Annotated in this window: 15 protein-coding genes and 1 riboswitch; of the genes, 8 read left to right on the forward strand and 7 right to left on the reverse strand. The window is 36.4% G+C overall.

Features of this window, described 5'->3' with window-relative positions:
* Positions 1–102: 102 nt before the first annotated feature.
* The 4 genes from HQN83_RS05135 to HQN83_RS05150 all read left to right on the forward strand — a co-directional run bounded on the left by HQN83_RS05135 (position 103) and on the right by HQN83_RS05150 (position 3541).
* Positions 103–1068, forward strand: a complete 966-nt coding sequence (locus HQN83_RS05135; protein WP_173089264.1) for a PhoH family protein — start codon at positions 103–105, stop codon at positions 1066–1068.
* A 144-nt stretch (positions 1069–1212) separates the two neighbouring features.
* Positions 1213–2166 carry a phosphoribosylaminoimidazolesuccinocarboxamide synthase gene (locus HQN83_RS05140; RefSeq protein WP_173089265.1) on the forward strand — a complete coding sequence of 318 codons (954 nt, stop codon included), beginning with the start codon at positions 1213–1215 and terminating at the stop codon, positions 2164–2166.
* A gap of 77 nt (positions 2167–2243) precedes the next feature.
* Positions 2244–2630: an STAS domain-containing protein gene (locus HQN83_RS05145; protein WP_108203933.1), complete on the forward strand. Its 387-nt coding sequence runs from the start codon at positions 2244–2246 to the stop codon at positions 2628–2630.
* Entirely contained in the window at positions 2630–3541 is a 912-nt protein-coding gene (locus HQN83_RS05150) for a ribonuclease Z (protein ID WP_173089266.1), read from the forward strand. Before HQN83_RS05145 ends, HQN83_RS05150 begins: the two co-directional genes overlap by 1 nt.
* Positions 3542–3725: 184 nt before the next feature.
* Here the strand turns inward: HQN83_RS05150 and HQN83_RS05155 are convergent, their stop codons facing one another.
* From HQN83_RS05155 to HQN83_RS05165, 3 genes are read right to left on the reverse strand one after another with little or no spacing between them, the layout of a single operon-like run.
* Positions 3726–4676: an MlaD family protein gene (locus HQN83_RS05155; protein ID WP_173089267.1), complete on the reverse strand. Its 951-nt coding sequence runs from the start codon at positions 4674–4676 to the stop codon at positions 3726–3728.
* 28 nt (positions 4677–4704) lie between these two features.
* Positions 4705–5550 (reverse strand): N-acetylmuramoyl-L-alanine amidase family protein, encoded by an 846-nt coding sequence (locus HQN83_RS05160; RefSeq protein ID WP_173089268.1) that lies wholly within the window; start codon positions 5548–5550, stop codon positions 4705–4707.
* 27 nt (positions 5551–5577) lie between these two features.
* A complete protein-coding gene (locus HQN83_RS05165) occupies positions 5578–6456 on the reverse strand; it encodes an N-acetylmuramoyl-L-alanine amidase family protein (protein WP_394353495.1) in 879 nt (292 codons plus the stop codon).
* A 56-nt stretch (positions 6457–6512) separates the two neighbouring features.
* Here HQN83_RS05165 and HQN83_RS05170 point away from each other — a divergent pair, with 56 nt between their 5' ends.
* From HQN83_RS05170 to HQN83_RS05180, 3 genes are read left to right on the forward strand one after another with little or no spacing between them, the layout of a single operon-like run.
* Positions 6513–9164 (forward strand): putative LPS assembly protein LptD, encoded by a 2652-nt coding sequence (locus tag HQN83_RS05170; RefSeq protein ID WP_173089270.1) that lies wholly within the window; start codon positions 6513–6515, stop codon positions 9162–9164.
* Positions 9165–9175: 11 nt separating this feature from the next.
* Positions 9176–10423 (forward strand): competence/damage-inducible protein A, encoded by a 1248-nt coding sequence (locus tag HQN83_RS05175; protein WP_173089271.1) that lies wholly within the window; start codon positions 9176–9178, stop codon positions 10421–10423.
* Positions 10424–10473: 50 nt separating this feature from the next.
* Positions 10474–11829: a dihydrolipoamide acetyltransferase family protein gene (locus HQN83_RS05180; protein ID WP_173089272.1), complete on the forward strand. Its 1356-nt coding sequence runs from the start codon at positions 10474–10476 to the stop codon at positions 11827–11829.
* Between the two features lie 55 nt (positions 11830–11884).
* On the opposite strand, the gene HQN83_RS05185 is transcribed toward HQN83_RS05180, so the two are convergent.
* From HQN83_RS05185 to HQN83_RS05200, 4 genes are all read right to left on the reverse strand, one after another.
* Positions 11885–13126, reverse strand: coding sequence for a homoserine dehydrogenase (locus HQN83_RS05185; RefSeq protein ID WP_173089273.1), 1242 nt, complete (start codon positions 13124–13126; stop codon positions 11885–11887).
* A 7-nt stretch (positions 13127–13133) separates the two neighbouring features.
* Entirely contained in the window at positions 13134–14192 is a 1059-nt protein-coding gene (locus HQN83_RS05190) for a homoserine O-acetyltransferase family protein (RefSeq protein ID WP_173089274.1), read from the reverse strand.
* 25 nt (positions 14193–14217) lie between these two features.
* Positions 14218–15522, reverse strand: a complete 1305-nt coding sequence (locus HQN83_RS05195) for an O-acetylhomoserine aminocarboxypropyltransferase/cysteine synthase family protein (RefSeq protein ID WP_173089275.1) — start codon at positions 15520–15522, stop codon at positions 14218–14220.
* Between the two features lie 239 nt (positions 15523–15761).
* A riboswitch (SAM riboswitch) is annotated at positions 15762–15875 on the reverse strand.
* Positions 15876–16033: 158 nt separating this feature from the next.
* On the reverse strand, positions 16034–17152 hold the full coding sequence (locus HQN83_RS05200) for a trans-sulfuration enzyme family protein (RefSeq protein ID WP_173089276.1): 1119 nt from the start codon (positions 17150–17152) through the stop codon (positions 16034–16036).
* 118 nt (positions 17153–17270) lie between these two features.
* Here HQN83_RS05200 and HQN83_RS05205 point away from each other — a divergent pair, with 118 nt between their 5' ends.
* A complete protein-coding gene (locus HQN83_RS05205; protein WP_173089277.1) occupies positions 17271–17759 on the forward strand; it encodes a lipocalin family protein in 489 nt (162 codons plus the stop codon).
* Positions 17760–17801: the final 42 nt, after the last annotated feature.

The raw sequence follows: 17801 nt of genomic DNA on the forward strand, positions 1-17801 counted from the left end.
TAAAAATTGAATATTTATTCTTAATCTTGCGTAGGTGGTAAAACGCGTACAAATATTCAACTTTTAAATCAAAATATACACTCCAATCTAAAAAACAATATTTTGAACGAACTAAAACTAACATTAGAATCGGTAGATCCGGTACAATTTTGGGGTGCTAACAACGAGCATTACGAGCTAGTTAAGAGTGCTTTCCCGAAATTAAAAATTGTGGCAAGAGGTAATGAAGTAAAGGTACTTGGTGACGAACAGGAACTGAAAGTTTTTGAGAAAAAGTATGGTCAGCTGATTAGCCAGTTAGAGAAGTATAGTACTTTAACGGCAAATGATGTTGAATCTATTCTGGTTTCAAAAAAAGTACAGTCGGCCGACGAACCTGCTGCTGAAAAAACAAGCAATGGGGGAGGTGGAGAAGTCATTGTGTTTGGTACCAATGGTTTAATGGTAAAAGCAAGAACCGCGAATCAGCGGAGGATGGTGGAGAGCATCAATAAGAATGATGTGTTATTTGCTATCGGCCCCGCCGGAACCGGAAAAACTTATACTGCCGTTGCACTTGCTGTAAGAGCATTAAAAAATAAAGAGATTAAGCGTATCATATTAACCAGGCCTGCTGTTGAGGCGGGAGAAAATCTTGGATTTTTACCCGGAGATTTGAAGGAAAAGGTTGATCCTTATTTGCGTCCATTATATGATGCATTGGATGATATGATTCCTGCTGAAAAACTCAAGTTATATATTGAAAACAGGACTATCGAGATTGCTCCATTGGCATTTATGCGTGGAAGGACACTGGATAACTGTTTTGTAATTTTAGATGAGGCACAGAACTCTACTGATTTACAATTGAAAATGTTTTTGACCCGTATGGGGCCATCAGCTAAATTCATTGTAACGGGTGACGTAACACAGATAGATTTACCGAAGAAACAGATGTCGGGTTTACATAACGCACTGCGTATTCTTGATGATATACCGGGCATTGATATTATTTACTTAACAGGAGAGGACGTTGTAAGGCATAAACTTGTTAAAAGAATATTGAAGGCTTACGGTGATATTCAGTAAAACTAGTATTTAGATATTACTACTTAGTATTTAGACATTGGTATTGGTACTTGGGAATTAATATTTAGATATTTGCAATTAGAAACGTGTGCTTGGCAATTAGAGACCTTGATCTAATACTAAGTACTAACTACTAAAAATAAAATGACAGCGATTAAAGAAACAAATTTTAGCTTCCCTAAGCAGACAAATTTTTACAAAGGAAAAGTGAGGGATGTTTATACCATTAATAACCAGTTTATGGCAATGGTAGTAACTGACAGGATATCTGCATTTGATGTGGTTTTACCTGAGGCAATACCCTTTAAAGGACAAGTATTGAACCAGATAGCAGCTAAATTTTTAGGTGCAACTAAGGATATTGTTCCAAATTGGGTTATTGAGGTGCCTGATGAAATGGTTACAATAGGTCGTATTTGCGAACCGTTTAAAGTGGAGATGGTAGTTAGAGGCTATTTAGCTGGACATGCCTGGAGAGAGTATAGTGCAGGAAAACGCAGCGTTTGCGGTGTGTCATTGCCTGAAGGCTTAAAAGAAAATGATAAGTTACCTAAACCAATTATAACGCCTACAACTAAGGCATCTGTTGGTCATGATGAGGATATATCAAAAGAGGACATCCTGGCTAAAGGGATTGTTTCTGTAGAAGATTATGCTCATTTGGAAAACTACACTTATGCATTGTATGAGCGAGGTACACAAATGGCTGCTGAGCGAGGTCTTATCCTTGTAGATACTAAATATGAATTTGGTAAAGTTGGTTCAGATATTTATTTGATTGATGAGATTCATACGCCTGATTCTTCGCGTTATTTTTATGCTGAAGGTTATGCCGAAAGACAGGATAAAAATGAGCCACAGAAACAATTGTCGAAAGAGTTTGTAAGAAAATGGTTAATAGAAAACGGTTTTCAAGGTAAAGACGGACAAACAGTTCCTGTAATGACCCCTGAAATTGTGAGCTCTATTTCTGATCGTTACATTGAGCTTTATGAGCAAATAACAGGAGATAAGTTTGTTAAGAATGAAGCTGCTGACGTTGTGAACAGAATTGAGAAAAACGTAGCCGATTCTTTAAATCAGCTCTTGTCTGCGTAGGTGTACAATCGACTCCAAATATTAAATAAATAATAGAATTTTAACTACATTCGTATCAAACTAAATAAATCAATATCATGAAATTTTCAGTTGATAAGCATGAAAAGTATGTTGTTTTGAAGCTTAATGAATCTAAGTTTACAAATGACAATACCCCGAAATTGAAATCTGAATTCATCTTATTGAATACAGAAGGATATCGTAATATCGTATTAGATCTATCGTCTATAAAGCAATGTGATGACTCTCAGGATTTGAGCAGTTTACTTGTTGGAGATAGACTTTGCAAAAAATCTAATGGCCTGTTCATTGTAACAGGAATAAATGAGGTTGTAGCTAAAATATTGGAAATGTCCAATTTAGACCAATCTCTAACTATTGTATCAAAACTTGATGAAGCAACCGATCTGATCTTTATGGAAGAAATAGAAAAAGAGTTGCTAGGGAGTGTAGATAAAGATTAATGAAATTTGAGGTTACTATTTTAGGGAGCAGCTCTGCAACACCCGTATATAATAGAAATCCTACTTCACAGCTATTAAACTGTAATGAGAAGTTTTACTTGATTGATTGTGGTGAGGGTACTCAGCAGCAATTGATCAAGTATGGCTTTAAAGCAAGTAAGATAGATTATGTGTTTATAAGCCATTTACATGGCGACCATTATTTTGGTTTGATAGGTTTGTTATCGAGTCTTCATTTAAACGGTCGTGTTAAGCCTATTAAAATATTTGGCCCTGAACCGTTGCAGGAAATTCTTGCACTTCAATTTAAATATTCAGAGACTATAATCAGGTATCCAATTGAGTTTGTTGTAACTCAGGCCAATGAATCTGCTCAGATTTTTGAAAATGCAGATCTTGTTGTGGAATCTTTTGTGTTAAATCATAGAATTCCTTGCACTGGTTTTAAGTTTACTCAAAAGAAAAGATTGCGTAAGCTTATTGTTGAAAAACTGGAAGAGGATCAAATAGATATTGAGTATTATCCTTTGCTGAAAAGAGGGGTAGATCTTGATTTACCTGATGGGAGGGTTATCCTGAATAAGGATTATACTATGGATTCTGATACCCCGAGAAAATATGGGTATTGTTCTGATACGCTATTTGATGAAAGGTACTTTAGCTGTATTTCAGATTGCGATTTGCTATACCATGAGGCTACGTTTTTACACGAGATGTTAGATAGAGCAAATGTAACGCATCATACTACAGCTTTACAGGCCGGTGAGATAGCTAATATAACTAGGGCGGCTAAATTGCTTATCGGACACTTTTCGTCGAGGTACAAGACTTTACAGCCTCTTTTAGATGAAGCGAAATCTGTTTTTGAGAATACAGAGCTGGCAATAGAGGGGAATACTTATACCATATAAAAGATAATATATTATACGATCGTCATCCTGAATTTATTTCAGGACCTCACAAGAGAAAAGAAACCTTGCTTCTGCGAGGTCCTGAAATAAATTCAGGATGACGGGAACCATTAACAAAAAACTTCATTAACAAAAAAGACCGCTTCATTAATGAAGCGGTCTTTTTTGTTAATCTATGTTATGGCTATTTATCCTTTTTCCCACCACCAAATATGGAGAAGTGAACGTAACGTTTAGGATTCTCTTTTAAATCTATCATTAGGTTGTCCAGACTTTTTGATGCATTGTTTAAGTTGTCATACATTTTTGTATCGTTAACTAACAGGCCTAGTGTTCCTTCGCCACTATTGATTTTACCTACAATGCTTTGAAGATCTACAACAGCTTTGTTTGCGTTGTCTATAGTTTGTTTGAAATTAGCTGCAGCTACCTGATCTGTTATTGAATTGATGTTGTTCAAAATGGCTGATATTTTAGCATTGTTTTGCTTAAGGTTACCCGAAATTGCTTCTACGTTTGCTAGAATTGCAGAAATGCGTGAGCCTTCTGAACCTACCAAATTATCAACTTTTTTAGAGGTTGACTCTAATGAAGAAAGGGTAGAGGCTATACTGTTAAAGCTTTTGTCAACATTCTTCTGGAAGTTCGGATTTAAGATTGAGTTTACACTTGTAAGGATAGAGTCCATTTTACCTATAATTAACTCAGCTTTTTTCTGAACCGGTTGTACTGTCTCAAGAATACCTTTTTGCACATTTGCATTTAGTGTGTCACCATCTTGTGCAAAGTCACTTCCTGAACCTAAAGCCATAACAATAGCTTTGCTGCCTAAAAGGTCTGTGCTTTCAAGCTTAGCTACACTATTTCTTGGGATTTCGTATTTACCTTTAATTTTAAGGGTAGCTAAGATAGATCCGTCAGGTAGCAATTGTAGTTTATCTACACGTCCAATCTGGTAACCATTAATTAAAACGGGTTTGGATACCGCAAGCCCATCAACACGTGAATATTTTGCATATAAAACAGTTTCACTTGAAAAAATGGCATTTCCTTTTAAAAAGTTATAGCCTATGATTAACAGGGCAATAGAAAAGGCAGCTAATATGCCTACTTTGGTTTCGTTTGCTATTTTCATTCAGTGTATGTTCTTGGTATGTATTTACTTAATTTGTTTCGGTTTCCTTTTTGTAAGTTTTAATTGCCTTATAGATTGAATTAACAATCTCCTCCTGACCATGCGCTGAATTCATATATTCTTCTTCGGTAGGGTTAGAAATAAATCCAATTTCTGTTAGTACCGCTGGCATCCCACATCTTTGAAGAATTAAAACACCTTGTTCCTTAACTCCTCTGTTTACTCTGTTGTCATCGTGGGTATAATTGTCCTGAATCAATTTAGCTAGTTTCAGACTTTTATCCCTAAATATATTTTTGAACAAAGATAGTATAATAAATGTTTCGGGATCATTAGGATCATAGCCGTTGTAATTTTGCTTGTAATTCTTTTCAAGCTTAATATCTTCATTCTCTCTAATCGCAGCATCTTGCTCATTTAATCGGTGAGATCCTGCCACAAATGTTTCGGTACCGCTTGTGGTTTTATTTTTTACGTAGGAGTATTGTGGAATCTTTTTGCCTTTTCTGGTTTTTGAGTAGCCAGTAACAATTCTTTTGTCGGGCATTGAATTGCAGTGAATGGAAATAAAAAGATCTGCTTTATTATCATTTGCCAGGGCAGCTCTTTTGTAGAAATCTACATCTACATCTGTTTTTCTGGTGTAAAGGATTTTTACTCCGGGTAATTCATCTTCAAGTTTTCTGCCTAGTTTTAAGGCCACTTTTAAGGCCACATTTTTCTCTAATGAAAAACTTCCTCTTGCACCGGGTTTACTCCCTCCATGGCCAGCATCAATAACAATGGTTTTAACTTTGTAAGTTTGGGCAAATACTAGTTGAGCGCTAAATAAACATAATAGTAATAACAGGGTTGCATTTTTCTTTACACTCATCTAATAATAGTTATTGATTTAACTTATTTATCCTTCTATGCTCTTTTTATAGTTTTCAATGGCTTTTAACAAGCAATCGGTAATTTCTTTTTGACCGGCTTCAGAATTCATGTAATCCTCTTCTTCTGGATTGCTGATAAAACCAATTTCGGTTAATATTGCAGGCATACCTGCACGCGCCAGAACTGCAAGACTTTTCTCCTGAACGCCACGGTCAATACGACCCACGTTAATATATTGGTCTTGTACTAACTTGGCTAATTTTAAGCTTTGGGTTCTGAAAGTATTTTTCATTAAAGAAAGGATGATGAAATTTTCAGGATTATTTGGGTCGAAACCTTCGTAGTTTTCCTTATAGTTCTCCTCTAAAAATATAGAGGCATTCTCTCTCTTAATTGCTTCGTCTTGCTCATTTACGCGGCCCATACCTGAAACAAAGGTTTCAACACCTCTTGTAGATGTACTTTTTCTACTAACTGTACTTGTTATTGGAACTCTTTTTCCTCTGCTGTTTTTTCTATAGCCGGTTACTACAGTTGATCTGTATACAGGCATATCATTACAGTGAATAGAAATGAAAAGATCTGCTTTTGCATTGTTTGCAATAGCAATACGTTCATAAAGAGGAATAAAAACGTCTTCAGTTCGTGTATAAATTACTTTTACATCCTTCATATTGGCTTCAATTGCTGCTCCAAGGTGTAAAGCAGTTTTTAAAGCAACATCTTTTTCTGTAGAGTAGGCGCCCCTTGTACTTCCATCTTTTCCGCCGTGCCCGGCATCAATAACGATAGTTTTTATTTTATATTCTTGCGTAAATGCTTGATAATTAGATAGAGTAATAATAACTACAGAAATAAATACAATCAAAATTGCATTTGGTCTGAGCAATGGTATATTTTTCATTAATTTTGAACGTTTTGGATTAAACATTAATGCAAAAATAACATTCACACACGAATTTGAAACTTTTACGGTACATCATTTTTTTAAACTTCCTTGTTTTATTAACATCTGTTGATAATCGGGCACTTGCGTCGAACAGTTTTTCATGGCAGCAAATAACTAAACAAGTAGATACAACTAAAAAAGGTAACGCACAAAGCGCGCCAAAAGATACGGTAGTTAGTGAGAAAATTGAATACTCTGCTCGGGATTCCAGTTATTTTGATAAGGAAAACGAAATGGTTTATCTGTATGGAAATGCCAGAGTTAAATATCAGGGCATCGAATTGGATGCAGACTATATTACCTATAATTCAAAAACGAAACTGATTTATGCAAGTGGAAGAACGGATGCTAAGGGGAAGTATGTAGGGAGGCCAATTTTTAAAATGACCGGACAATCTACATCGCTTGCAGATTCAATATTCTATAATACAGAAACCAGTGTTGGACGTATATGGGGAGTGTTTACTGAGCAGGAGGGTGGTTTCTTTACTGGAGGTAAAGCAAAGAAGCAACCTGATGATGAAATTCATAGCAAAGGCCAAACTTATAGTACCTGTAATTTGCCCCATCCACACTTTGGGATTTATATTACAAAAGGTATTGTAACAGAAAAGCAAATTATTACAGGGCCTGTATATTTAAAGATAGAGGACATTCCATTGCCTATTGGTTTGCCATTTGCATTTTTCCCCAAGCCTAATAAGAAGTCGTCGGGAGTTATTTTACCAAGTCCGGGAGAAGATGCTACTCGGGGTTTCTTTCTTAGAGAGGGAGGCTACTATCTGGGACTAAATGATTATTGGGATGCAAAAATGCTTGCTACAATTTATACCCGAGGCTCATATGAGGGAACTTTGTTGTCTAACTATACTAAAAGATATAAGTATAACGGAAATATAAACTTTAGGTATTCAAACTCAAGGTATGGCTTGGAGGGAACTCCGGAGTACAACCCTAGAAAAGATTTTAACTTACAGTGGACGCATACACAGAATGCAAATGCTAGGCCTGGTACTACGTTTTCTGCCTCAGTAGATGCAGGTACTAGTTCATTTAATCAAAATACTGCAGGAGGTAGTAGCTATGATTACAACCAGTTTACTAAAAACACTTTAAGATCATCAATCTCATATGGAAAGATCTTTGGTAATGGGATAACTCTTGGTGTTGCCGCTTCAGGTTCACAAGAAACACAAAACAAGACCGTGAGTTTACAGTTGCCAGACATAAGTTTAAGTGTACCTACTTTTAATCCGTTTGATTCTAAAGATAGATTGGGTGAGCAAAAATGGTATCAGAAGATCACAGTAGGTTATAATATGCAGGCCAGCAATAATATATCTACGACTGAAGATCAGTTATTCAAAAGAGAGTCTCTTAATAAATTTAAGAATGGGGTTAGTCACCAGATTCCAGTAAATATGGCATTTAATATATTGGATTATTTTAATTTCAATACAGGGGTGTCTTACACGGAGAGATGGCAATTTCAAACGATAAGAAAGTCTTATTTGAAAGTGCTGAATAGCAGTGATCAGGAAATTATAGATACGGTACCCGGTTTTAAGCGTAATGGAGAGTATAGCTTGAATATGGGTGTTTCTACAAAGATTTACAGTACTGCTCAGTTTAGCAAATTTGGTAATTTTAAAGCTTTGAGGCATGTAATGACGCCTCAGGTAAGTTTTAGCTACAGACCTGATTTTTCTGATATAGCTAAAGGATATTATAAGAATGCCTTCTATACTGACGGAAGTCCAAAGATCGGTTTTGATGGAAAGCAACAAAAATATTCAATCTTTGAAGGATCCCCTTATGGATTTCCGGGTGCTGGACGTAATGCTTCAATTTCTTTTAGTCTAGATAATACCGTAGAGGCTAAAGTTTTAACTCCAAAAGATACTACAGGTAAAGGCGATAAAAAGATTCCGATTATTCAGGGTTTAAGTATTAGCGGTTCATATAATTTCCTTGCGCCAAGCTTTAAGTTGTCGACACTAGGATTTAGTGGAAGATCGCAGTTTACTGATAAATTAGGGGTTAATTATTATGGTACTTTAGATCCATATAGAACCAAGGATTCCGTTGATGCTTCAGGAAAGTTAATAAGAGTACTGATGGATGACTACGTTTGGAATGTAGGTAAATTGCCCCGACTTACCAATTTTGGATTCTCCTTTAACTACAGTCTAAATCCTGAAGCATTAAAAAAGAAGAATGAGAATGATAAAAATTTAAAGGATAAGGTAGCGAAAACCGGGATGACACCAGAGCAAGCTGAGGAATTAGCCAAAGTAAGCCGTGATCCTAATGCATTTGTAGATTTTAAAATTCCATGGAATTTTGCTTTTAGCTATACTTTTAATTACAATACAGATAGGGTGGGACAAAACTCAACGATAACAAATACATTGAACTTTAATGGTGATGCAAACATCACCACGAAATGGAAGGTTCAATTTAACTCGGGCTGGGATTTTAAAGCGAGTACCTTCTCTCAAACCTCTTTATCAATTTACAGAGATTTGCACTGCTGGGATATGAGTTTTAGCTGGATTCCTTTTGGAGCCTATCAGTTCTATTCTGTAGATATCAAAGTAAAAGCGTCAGTACTTCAGGATCTAAAACTGAGCAAGAGAAAGAATTACTATACCCGATACTAATATTTGAATTTATGCTAGCTGAAATAATAACTATAGGTGATGAGATTCTTATTGGTCAGATTGTAGATACCAATTCAGCCTGGATGGCTAAGGAACTTAATCTGATCGGTATTAAAGTAAAACAAATTACGTCTGTATCTGATGATGCGGATCATATCATTGAAGCTTTAACATTTGCAGAGAAAAGAGCCAGGATAATTCTAATCACAGGTGGCTTGGGGCCAACTAAAGATGATATTACTAAAATAACTTTGGCTAGGTATTTTAATATGGGCATCAGAAGAGATGAACCAACACTAGCACATATTACTGAAATCTTTGCGCGTTTTAACAAGCCAATGATTGAATCTAATATGAAACAAGCTGATGTGCCAGATGGTTGTACTGTTATCAAAAATGAAAATGGAACAGCACCTTGCATGTGGTTTGAACATAATGGTAACATCATAGTATCTATGCCGGGGGTTCCGTTCGAGATGATGTATTTGATGCAAGAGCAAATTCTTCCACGTTTAAAAAGCGCATTCAAGCTCCCTTTTATTGTTCATAAAACAATACTTACAGCTAATATAGGAGAGTCATTTCTTGCTGCTGAGATTGAAGATATTGAAAACAGTTTACCTGAACATATTAAACTTGCATACTTACCAAGATTAGGGCAAGTACGTTTAAGATTGAGTAGTGAGGGTACGGACGAAACAATCTTGAAAGGTGAGGTTGAGGTGTATGCGCAGCAAATTATTGCCAGGGTAAAGAAAAACGTTGTTGTAGAAGAAGATATTGCTCTTGAAAAAGCGATTCTAAATATAATGGATAAGAGGAAGCTTACACTTTCGACAGCTGAAAGCTGCACTGGAGGTTACATTGCTCACCTTATTACCCAGCATCCGGGTTGTTCTTCAGTTTATGTAGGTGGAGCAGTTGTGTATTCTTATGAACTTAAAGAATCGGTATTAGGTGTTAGTTCTGAAACACTAAATAATTATGGTGCGGTGAGTGAGCAGACCGTAAAAGAAATGGCTCAGGGAGCAATAGATCATTTTAAAACGGACTATGCAGTAGCTGTAAGTGGAATTGCCGGCCCGGATGGCGGTATGCCGGGTAAACCTGTTGGTACAGTGTGGATTGCAGTAGCTAGCAGCAAGGGTGTTGTTGCAAAGGTTTATAATTTTGGAAACAAAAGAGCTCAAAACATAGAGCGTTCAGCCATAGCGGCTTTGACCATGATTTTGAACGAACTTAACCAATATGGGGATTAAGTGTTCAAAATACTTTACTTTTGCATCCGATATCAATCATAAAATAAAAAATGGCTCAATACGAATTATTGTTACCTAAAATGGGGGAAAGTGTTGCGGAAGCAACCATCATTAAATGGGTTAAGCAGCCCGGAGATATGATAGAGATGGATGATGCGATTCTGGAAATAGCTACAGATAAGGTTGATTCTGAAGTTCCTTCGCCAATAGCAGGTAAGCTAATTAAACAGTTATTTAAGGAAGATGAAGTGGTACAGGTAGGTACTGTTATTGCAATTATAGAAACAGATTCTTCAGTTGGTGAGCATGTGCCAGTTACTACACAAGAAACTGCTCAACCTATTGTTGAAAGTATCCCGGGTACAGAACAATTGGTGTCAAATGATACAGTTAGAAGTGCTGTGAAAGATAATAGCTCCGATCGTTTTTATTCTCCATTGGTAAAAAATATCGCTACACAGGAGAATATTGCTGTAAGTGAACTGGATTCTATATCTGGTACAGGTGCTGAAGGACGTTTAACTAAGGATGACTTGTTAAATTATATTCAAAATAAAAAGACAGGTGGATCATTAGGTAACGCTGTTTCGGAAACACCTAAGAGTGCAGAACCAGTGGTTATTGTTAATGCTCCCACGAACAATCCAAGTGTACAGCCTACTAAACCTGTATCTCAACCATTGACTAGTGTGAGTGGCAGTGATGAGATTATAGAGATGGATAGGATGCGTAAGCTGATTGCCGAGCATATGGTAATGAGCAAGCAAACTTCTCCTCATGTAACATCATTTGTTGAAGCAGATGTAACTAATTTGGTTTTGTGGCGTGAGAAAGTAAAAAATAGCTTCGAAAAAAGAGAAAATGAGAAGATTACCTTTACTCCATTGTTTATAGAAGCTGTTGCTAAAGCAATAAAAGACTATCCAATGATCAATGTTTCTGTAAGCGGAAACCAGATTATTAAAAAGAAAGATATAAATATTGGAATGGCCGCTGCTTTGCCTAGTGGCAATCTGATTGTTCCCGTTATTAAGAATGCGGATCAGTTTAATTTGGTTGGTTTAACTAAGTCGGTAAATGATTTAGCAAGGAGAGCGCGTATTTCAAAGCTTAAACCTGATGAAACGCAAAATGGTACGTTTACGCTAACTAATGTAGGTTCGTTTGGTAATGTGATGGGTACGCCTATTATTAATCAGCCACAGGTAGCTATTTTAGCTGTAGGCGCAATTAAAAAGAAACCAGCTGTATTAGAAACAGAATTTGGCGATGTAATAGCTATACGACATATGATGTTCCTTTCACTTTCTTATGACCACAGGGTTGTAGATGGAGCGCTTGGAGGTTCTTTTGTTAGAAGGGTAGCAGATTACCTTGAAAACTGGGATTTGAACAGAGAAATATAATATAAAGTAAAAGGCCCCATTTGGGGCCTTTTCACTATCAAAACAAAAATAATAACTAGTTAAATAACACTTCCTCCTCAGAAATCTTTAAGATTTGCTGATCTGTGTAAGTGTACCTACCAGTATGAGCAATAAAAATATCCTTTTGCTCAAGAAGGTCGCGGTTAGCCAATAAACTCTTCAGGCTAACATTCCCAATTACATATTTGTAATCATTGCGGGAGAACCGCTCAATAATATTATCTATCTGAAGTTTGTCCAGCGTATACTCATGAGTATAACGAAGATAAACTTCAATGTTTACATTATCAGTATGTACTAATCCATTATTCTGATGGTATTTCTTGTACTCATAACGATAATCATATCTTAATGCAGCTATGTCTGATAGAACAGCAGCTCCTGTAGGGTGGCCGCCCGCGCCTTTTCCGAAGAAAAATTGCTTATCTGCAAAGGCCGCTTGAACAGTTACTCCGTTATATTCGTTTTCTACATTAAATAAGAAATCATCAGATTTTACAAATTTTGGCAATACATAAGTAACAATCTGTTTAGTGCTTATTTTACGTGCAGTAGGTACCAGCTTAATTTTAAAGTTCTTTTCTCTGGCGTATTTAATGTCGTGCTCAGATAAGTTTTGTATCCCTATGTTAAGTATCTTATTTGGATCAATAAACAATCCGTACGCATGAGCAGTTGCGATAGCCAGTTTAAATTTAGGGTCGTAGCCTCCAACATCAAGGATAGGGTTGGATTCGGCAAAGCCAAGATCCTGAGCTTGCTTTAATGCAACACCGTATTCAAGATTTTCATTAAATATTTTAGATAAAATATAATTTGAAGAACCATTGAATATTCCGCTGATGCCATGAAGTAATTCATTATCGTAGTACTCTTCAAGATTACGGATAATGGGTATACTGCCACAAACTGCACCTTCATATAGAAGCGAAGAGTTGTGTTTCTCCTGCAACTCAACCAACTCAGCCAAATGAGTAGCAATCATTTTTTTATTAGCAGAAACTACATTCTTTCCACTAATTAATGCTCTTTTTACAATGTTATATGCGACTTCCGCGTCATCAATCAATTCAACTATAGTGTTGATTTCACTATTGTCTAATATCTCATCATGATTTGTGGTGAAAAGATGCGCGTCAAGGCTACGTTTTTTCTCAGGATTTTTAATAGCTATTTTAACGATTTCAAGGTTTAGATCCTGACCACGAATAATATCATGTAGTCCTTGACCAACAACTCCAAAACCAAATAAACCGATCTTAAGTTTCTTACTCATCTAAATACTATGCTGTTTTATGTAATTTAATTATTTTCTTATTTGCACTCTCTTTCAAGAATGTTCCGATTATGTTAGTCAAAATGTCAGTTTCAATTAAAAAACCATCATGACCATAAGCAGAGCTAATACTTTGAAGTGCTGCTCCAGGAATATTCTTTGCTAAAAAATCCTGTTCACAAAGTGGGAATAAAACGTCGTTTTCAATTCCTATTACTAAAGTGTTTGCTTTAACTAATGATAAAGCATCAACTATACTTTTTCTGTTACGGCCAACGTTATGGCTGTCCATGGCTTTACTTAAGTACCAATAGCTGTATGCATTAAAGCGCTTACATAGTTTTTCTCCCTGATAATTCTGATAAGAAGCAGCTCTAAATGAACCAGTTTTGTCGTTTACACTTTCTAATTGAGTAGCTGAGTAAGCCTCGTAAGTGCGGTAAGATAATAAAGCAATACTTCTTGCAGCTTTTAAACCTTTTAGACCACCATCTGGTTGCTGGGCATAAAATGTACGATCCGTGCCAATTGCTAAACGCTGGCTCTCGTTAAATGCAATTCCCCAAGGGGAATGCACCGCATTTGTAGCCACAAGAATTAGATTTTCTATGCTTTTGTTATCAGTAATAGCCCATTCTAAAGCCTGTTGACCACCAAGGGAGCCACCAATTAAGACTTTAATGTCTTGAATGCCGAGATGCGATGCAAGTAAGCGATGAGCAGCTACCATATCTCTAATGGTGAATTCTGGAAAAGCAAGGTAATAAGGTTGTCCTGTTACTGGATTTACACTTAAAGGATTAGTAGTGCCATAATTAGAACCTAATACATTTGCACAAATGATAAAGTGTTCTTCAGGATTAAACAGGTCATTATTACCGAAAAGCCCTTTCCACCAATCCAAAACATCTGCATTGGCAGTGAGTGCATGGCATACCCAAATTACGTTATCTTTTTTGGCGTTTAATTTGCCATAAGTTTGATAAGCAATTTCTAGTTTACGCAGTTTCTTACCGTTCTCCAGTTTAAATTGTTTTGTGTATACATATGTTGCGGTAGTGCTCATTCTTTAGATCTTGTATCGTTTATTGTTATTTGTTTATTGCAGCAAAAGCCTGCTCGAAATCAGCTTTAATATCATCTATGTGTTCAATTCCTACAGAAACACGTAGTTGGCTTGCTGTAATACCTGCTGCAACTTGTTCCGCATCACTTAACTGCTGGTGGGTAGTTGCCGAAGGTTGTATAATCAGCGTTTTTGCATCACCTAAGTTTGCAAGATGGCTCACAAGTTTTAGGTTGTCTACAAATGCAGTTGCTTTTTCTTTATCTCCTTTCAGTTCAAAAGATAACACTGCGCCGAAACCATTCTTTAAGTATTTCTTAGCATTTGCATGGTATGGACTGCTTTCAAGCCCTGGATAGTTTACACTTTTAACAGCTTCATGGTTCTCTAACCAGGTAGCTAAAGCAAGGGTGTTATCAACATGACGTTGTACGCGTAATGATAGTGTTTCTAATCCCTGAATTAAAAGGAAAGAATTGAAAGGAGAGATGGCAGGGCCAAAATCTCTTAAACCTTCAACGCGTGCACGAATAATGAATTGAATATTGCCAAAAGGACCGCCAATTCCAAAAACATCGTTAAAAATTAAGCCATGATATCCGTCAGATGGATCAGTAAATTGAGGGAATTTGCCATTACCCCAGTTATAATTTCCTCCATCAACGATTACACCACCAATACTGGTTCCATGGCCGCCAATCCATTTAGTTGCTGATTGAACAACAATGTGTGCACCATGCTCTAATGGCTTAAACAAGTAACCGGCAGCACCGAAAGTATTGTCTACTATTAAAGGTAGGTCGTGTTTATTTGCAATAGCAGATAATTTTTCAAAATCAGCAATGCTAAAAGCAGGATTGCCTATGGTTTCTAAGTATATCGCTTTTGTGTTTGCATCGATTTTTGATTCAAAATCATTGGCGTCATCACCATTGGCAAATCTAACTTCAATACCTAGGCGTTTAAAGCTTACTTTAAACTGATTGTATGATCCGCCATATAAATGTGAAGATGATACAAAGTTATCACCTGCTTGTAGAATATTATTTAGTGCAATAAATTGGGCCGCTTGTCCGGATGCTACTGCTAAAGCCGCAACACCACCTTCAAGAGCTGCTACTCTTTTTTCGAAAACATCAGTCGTTGGATTCATGATCCTTGTATAGATGTTACCGAATTCTTTTAGCGCAAATAAATTTGCACCATGCTCAGAGTTCTTAAAGCCGTAAGAGGTAGTTTGATATAATGGAACAGCCCTTGAACCTGTTGTAGGATCAATTTCCTGGCCTGCGTGTACTTGTAATGTTTCGAATTTGTGAGATGTTGACATTTTATATTTAGTTATAAGTGGTTCTTATTAAGTTCTTTGAATGGATACGTTTTACTTGATTTTAGTTTCAGAAACGTATATAGTTTTTTCGTACCCCTGTAAGAGGCCTTCCGTATGAATCTGAAATGCAAAAGGAAGATTTGTAAATTATAGTATGCAACAGCACATGCAATTAGCCTGCTGAGGATAACAATAATTGAATAGATTCGAAGTAATTCTTACAGTTTTCATTTTGTTTCAATTTATCTTTCCAAATGACACCATGTCTTTTGGTCAGGAATTGGCACCTTCTCCATTTTGGGAGGGTTGCCAGTGGGTCAAAGAGCCTGTCTCTCGCCACTTCTTTATAAATCAAACCTTTTGTTAAGGAAGGTTGACTTGATTAGCTTTCGCTAAATGATAATGCAAATGTAGATTTAAGTTAATAAATATCCAAAATTATATTTTGGATATTTATTAACTATTTGTATTTCAGTATTCTAATTTGTGTTTTTGATAAAATTCTTAAGCTTTACTCAGCTAATGCTTGATCCAAATCGGCTATTAAATCATCAATGTGTTCTAGTCCTACAGATATCCGAATTAAATTTTGCGGAGTTTTAGTGTCAGGCCCTTCAACAGATGCACGATGTTCAATTAAGCTTTCAACTCCACCTAAGCTAGTCGCCTGTGCAAAAAGTTTAACTTTATTGACCACTTTTCTGGCTTCATCAGATCCACCTTTGACTAAAACAGAAAGCATTCCGCCAAAACCAGTCATTTGTACCTTTGCTATTTCATATTGAGGATGACTTGCTAAACCTGGGTAATAGACAGCGTCTATAGCTGGGTGTTTTTCAAGGTGTAATGCTAAGGCCATTCCGTTAGAACAGTGTCCACGCATACGGTATGCTAGAGTTTTGATACTTCTCACTAAAAGAAAGCAATCAAAAGGAGAGGGCACTGCACCGCCAACTTGTTGTATGTTTCTGATCTTTTCCCAGAATTCGCTTTTTTCTGCTGTAATAAGAACACCACCAAGGACATCACTATGACCACCAATATATTTTGTTGAAGAGTGCATTACAATGTCCGCTCCAAAATCAATTGGATTTTGCAAGCATGGGGAAGCAAAAGTGCTGTCGCAGGCAAGTATAAGATTATTCTCTTTGGCAATTCTTGAGACTCCTGAAATATCTGTAATTTTTAATAATGGATTTGAAGGCGTTTCTACCCATATAAGAACAGTGTTTTTTTTAATGAACTTTGCAATGTTATCAAGGTTCGTAAGATCAAAAAAATCTATTTCAAGAGTATCTTTAAAAATAGTTTGCAGTTGTTTTTTAAAGCCCCAGTACATATCGTCAGGTGCAATGATATGGCTTCCTGGTTTTAATGCCTGAAAAACGGCCATACCTGCGGTGTTTCCTGAAGAGAATGCACAAGCCTCTACACCTTTTTCGAGCGCTGATAATGCTTTTTCCAGCGCTGATCTGTTTGGATTACTTACTCTACTATACATGTGTCCACCAGAGTAGCCACCGTCTTCATCTCTAAGAAATGTGGTAGAAAGATTTATGGGAGGTGTTACATCTTTGGTGCTGATTTTATATAAATTTCCAGCATGTATAGCAAGTGTTTCTGGCTTCATTATTACGGGGTTAAAAGTTAAGAATAGGCATTGGGTGTAGCAAAGTTAAGGGTATAATGTTATTCGCCTTAAGTTTTGGCAAGATTTATGTAATTGAAATATCAAATTAAAGAAGAATATGAAAAGAATATTACTGATAGCAGCCATTTTATGTAGTTCGTTAATGGTATTGCAAAGTTGCTCGCCTAAAGGAGGAGCAGTTCAAAGTTTAAAGAAAGGTAATGTAACTGGTAATTGGGTTTTAAATGATATCACATTTGAAGGTGTACCACAAGCCGCAGTAAAATCATTGTTTGATGAAGGTTCTTATACTTGTTTTCAAGGTAGTACCTGGAGTTTGACTAATAGTGGTAATGGTAGCTATACCTTGCCAGGAGGCGGAGCTTGCCAGGCAAAAACTCAGAAAATATATTGGTCTGTAAGTCCGGCAGATGAAACTTTTCAGTTTAAAAAGATCTTTGAAGGTGAAAAGGCTAAAAACGTAACATCAGGTTACAGGTCTGTTCTTTCTTCAACTGATGGTAACACTATGGTAATTAAGTCGCCTGTTGAATATGGATCAAAAACTGCTTACATCGTGTTGAACTTTGTTAAAGCAGCGAAGTAGTAAAAAAACAAACTAGTGTTTAACTAGTTTATGGTTAGTTTG

Origin of the sequence: Pedobacter foliorum (genome assembly GCF_013266735.1) — a bacterium.
Lineage (GTDB): Bacteria > Bacteroidota > Bacteroidia > Sphingobacteriales > Sphingobacteriaceae > Pedobacter > Pedobacter foliorum.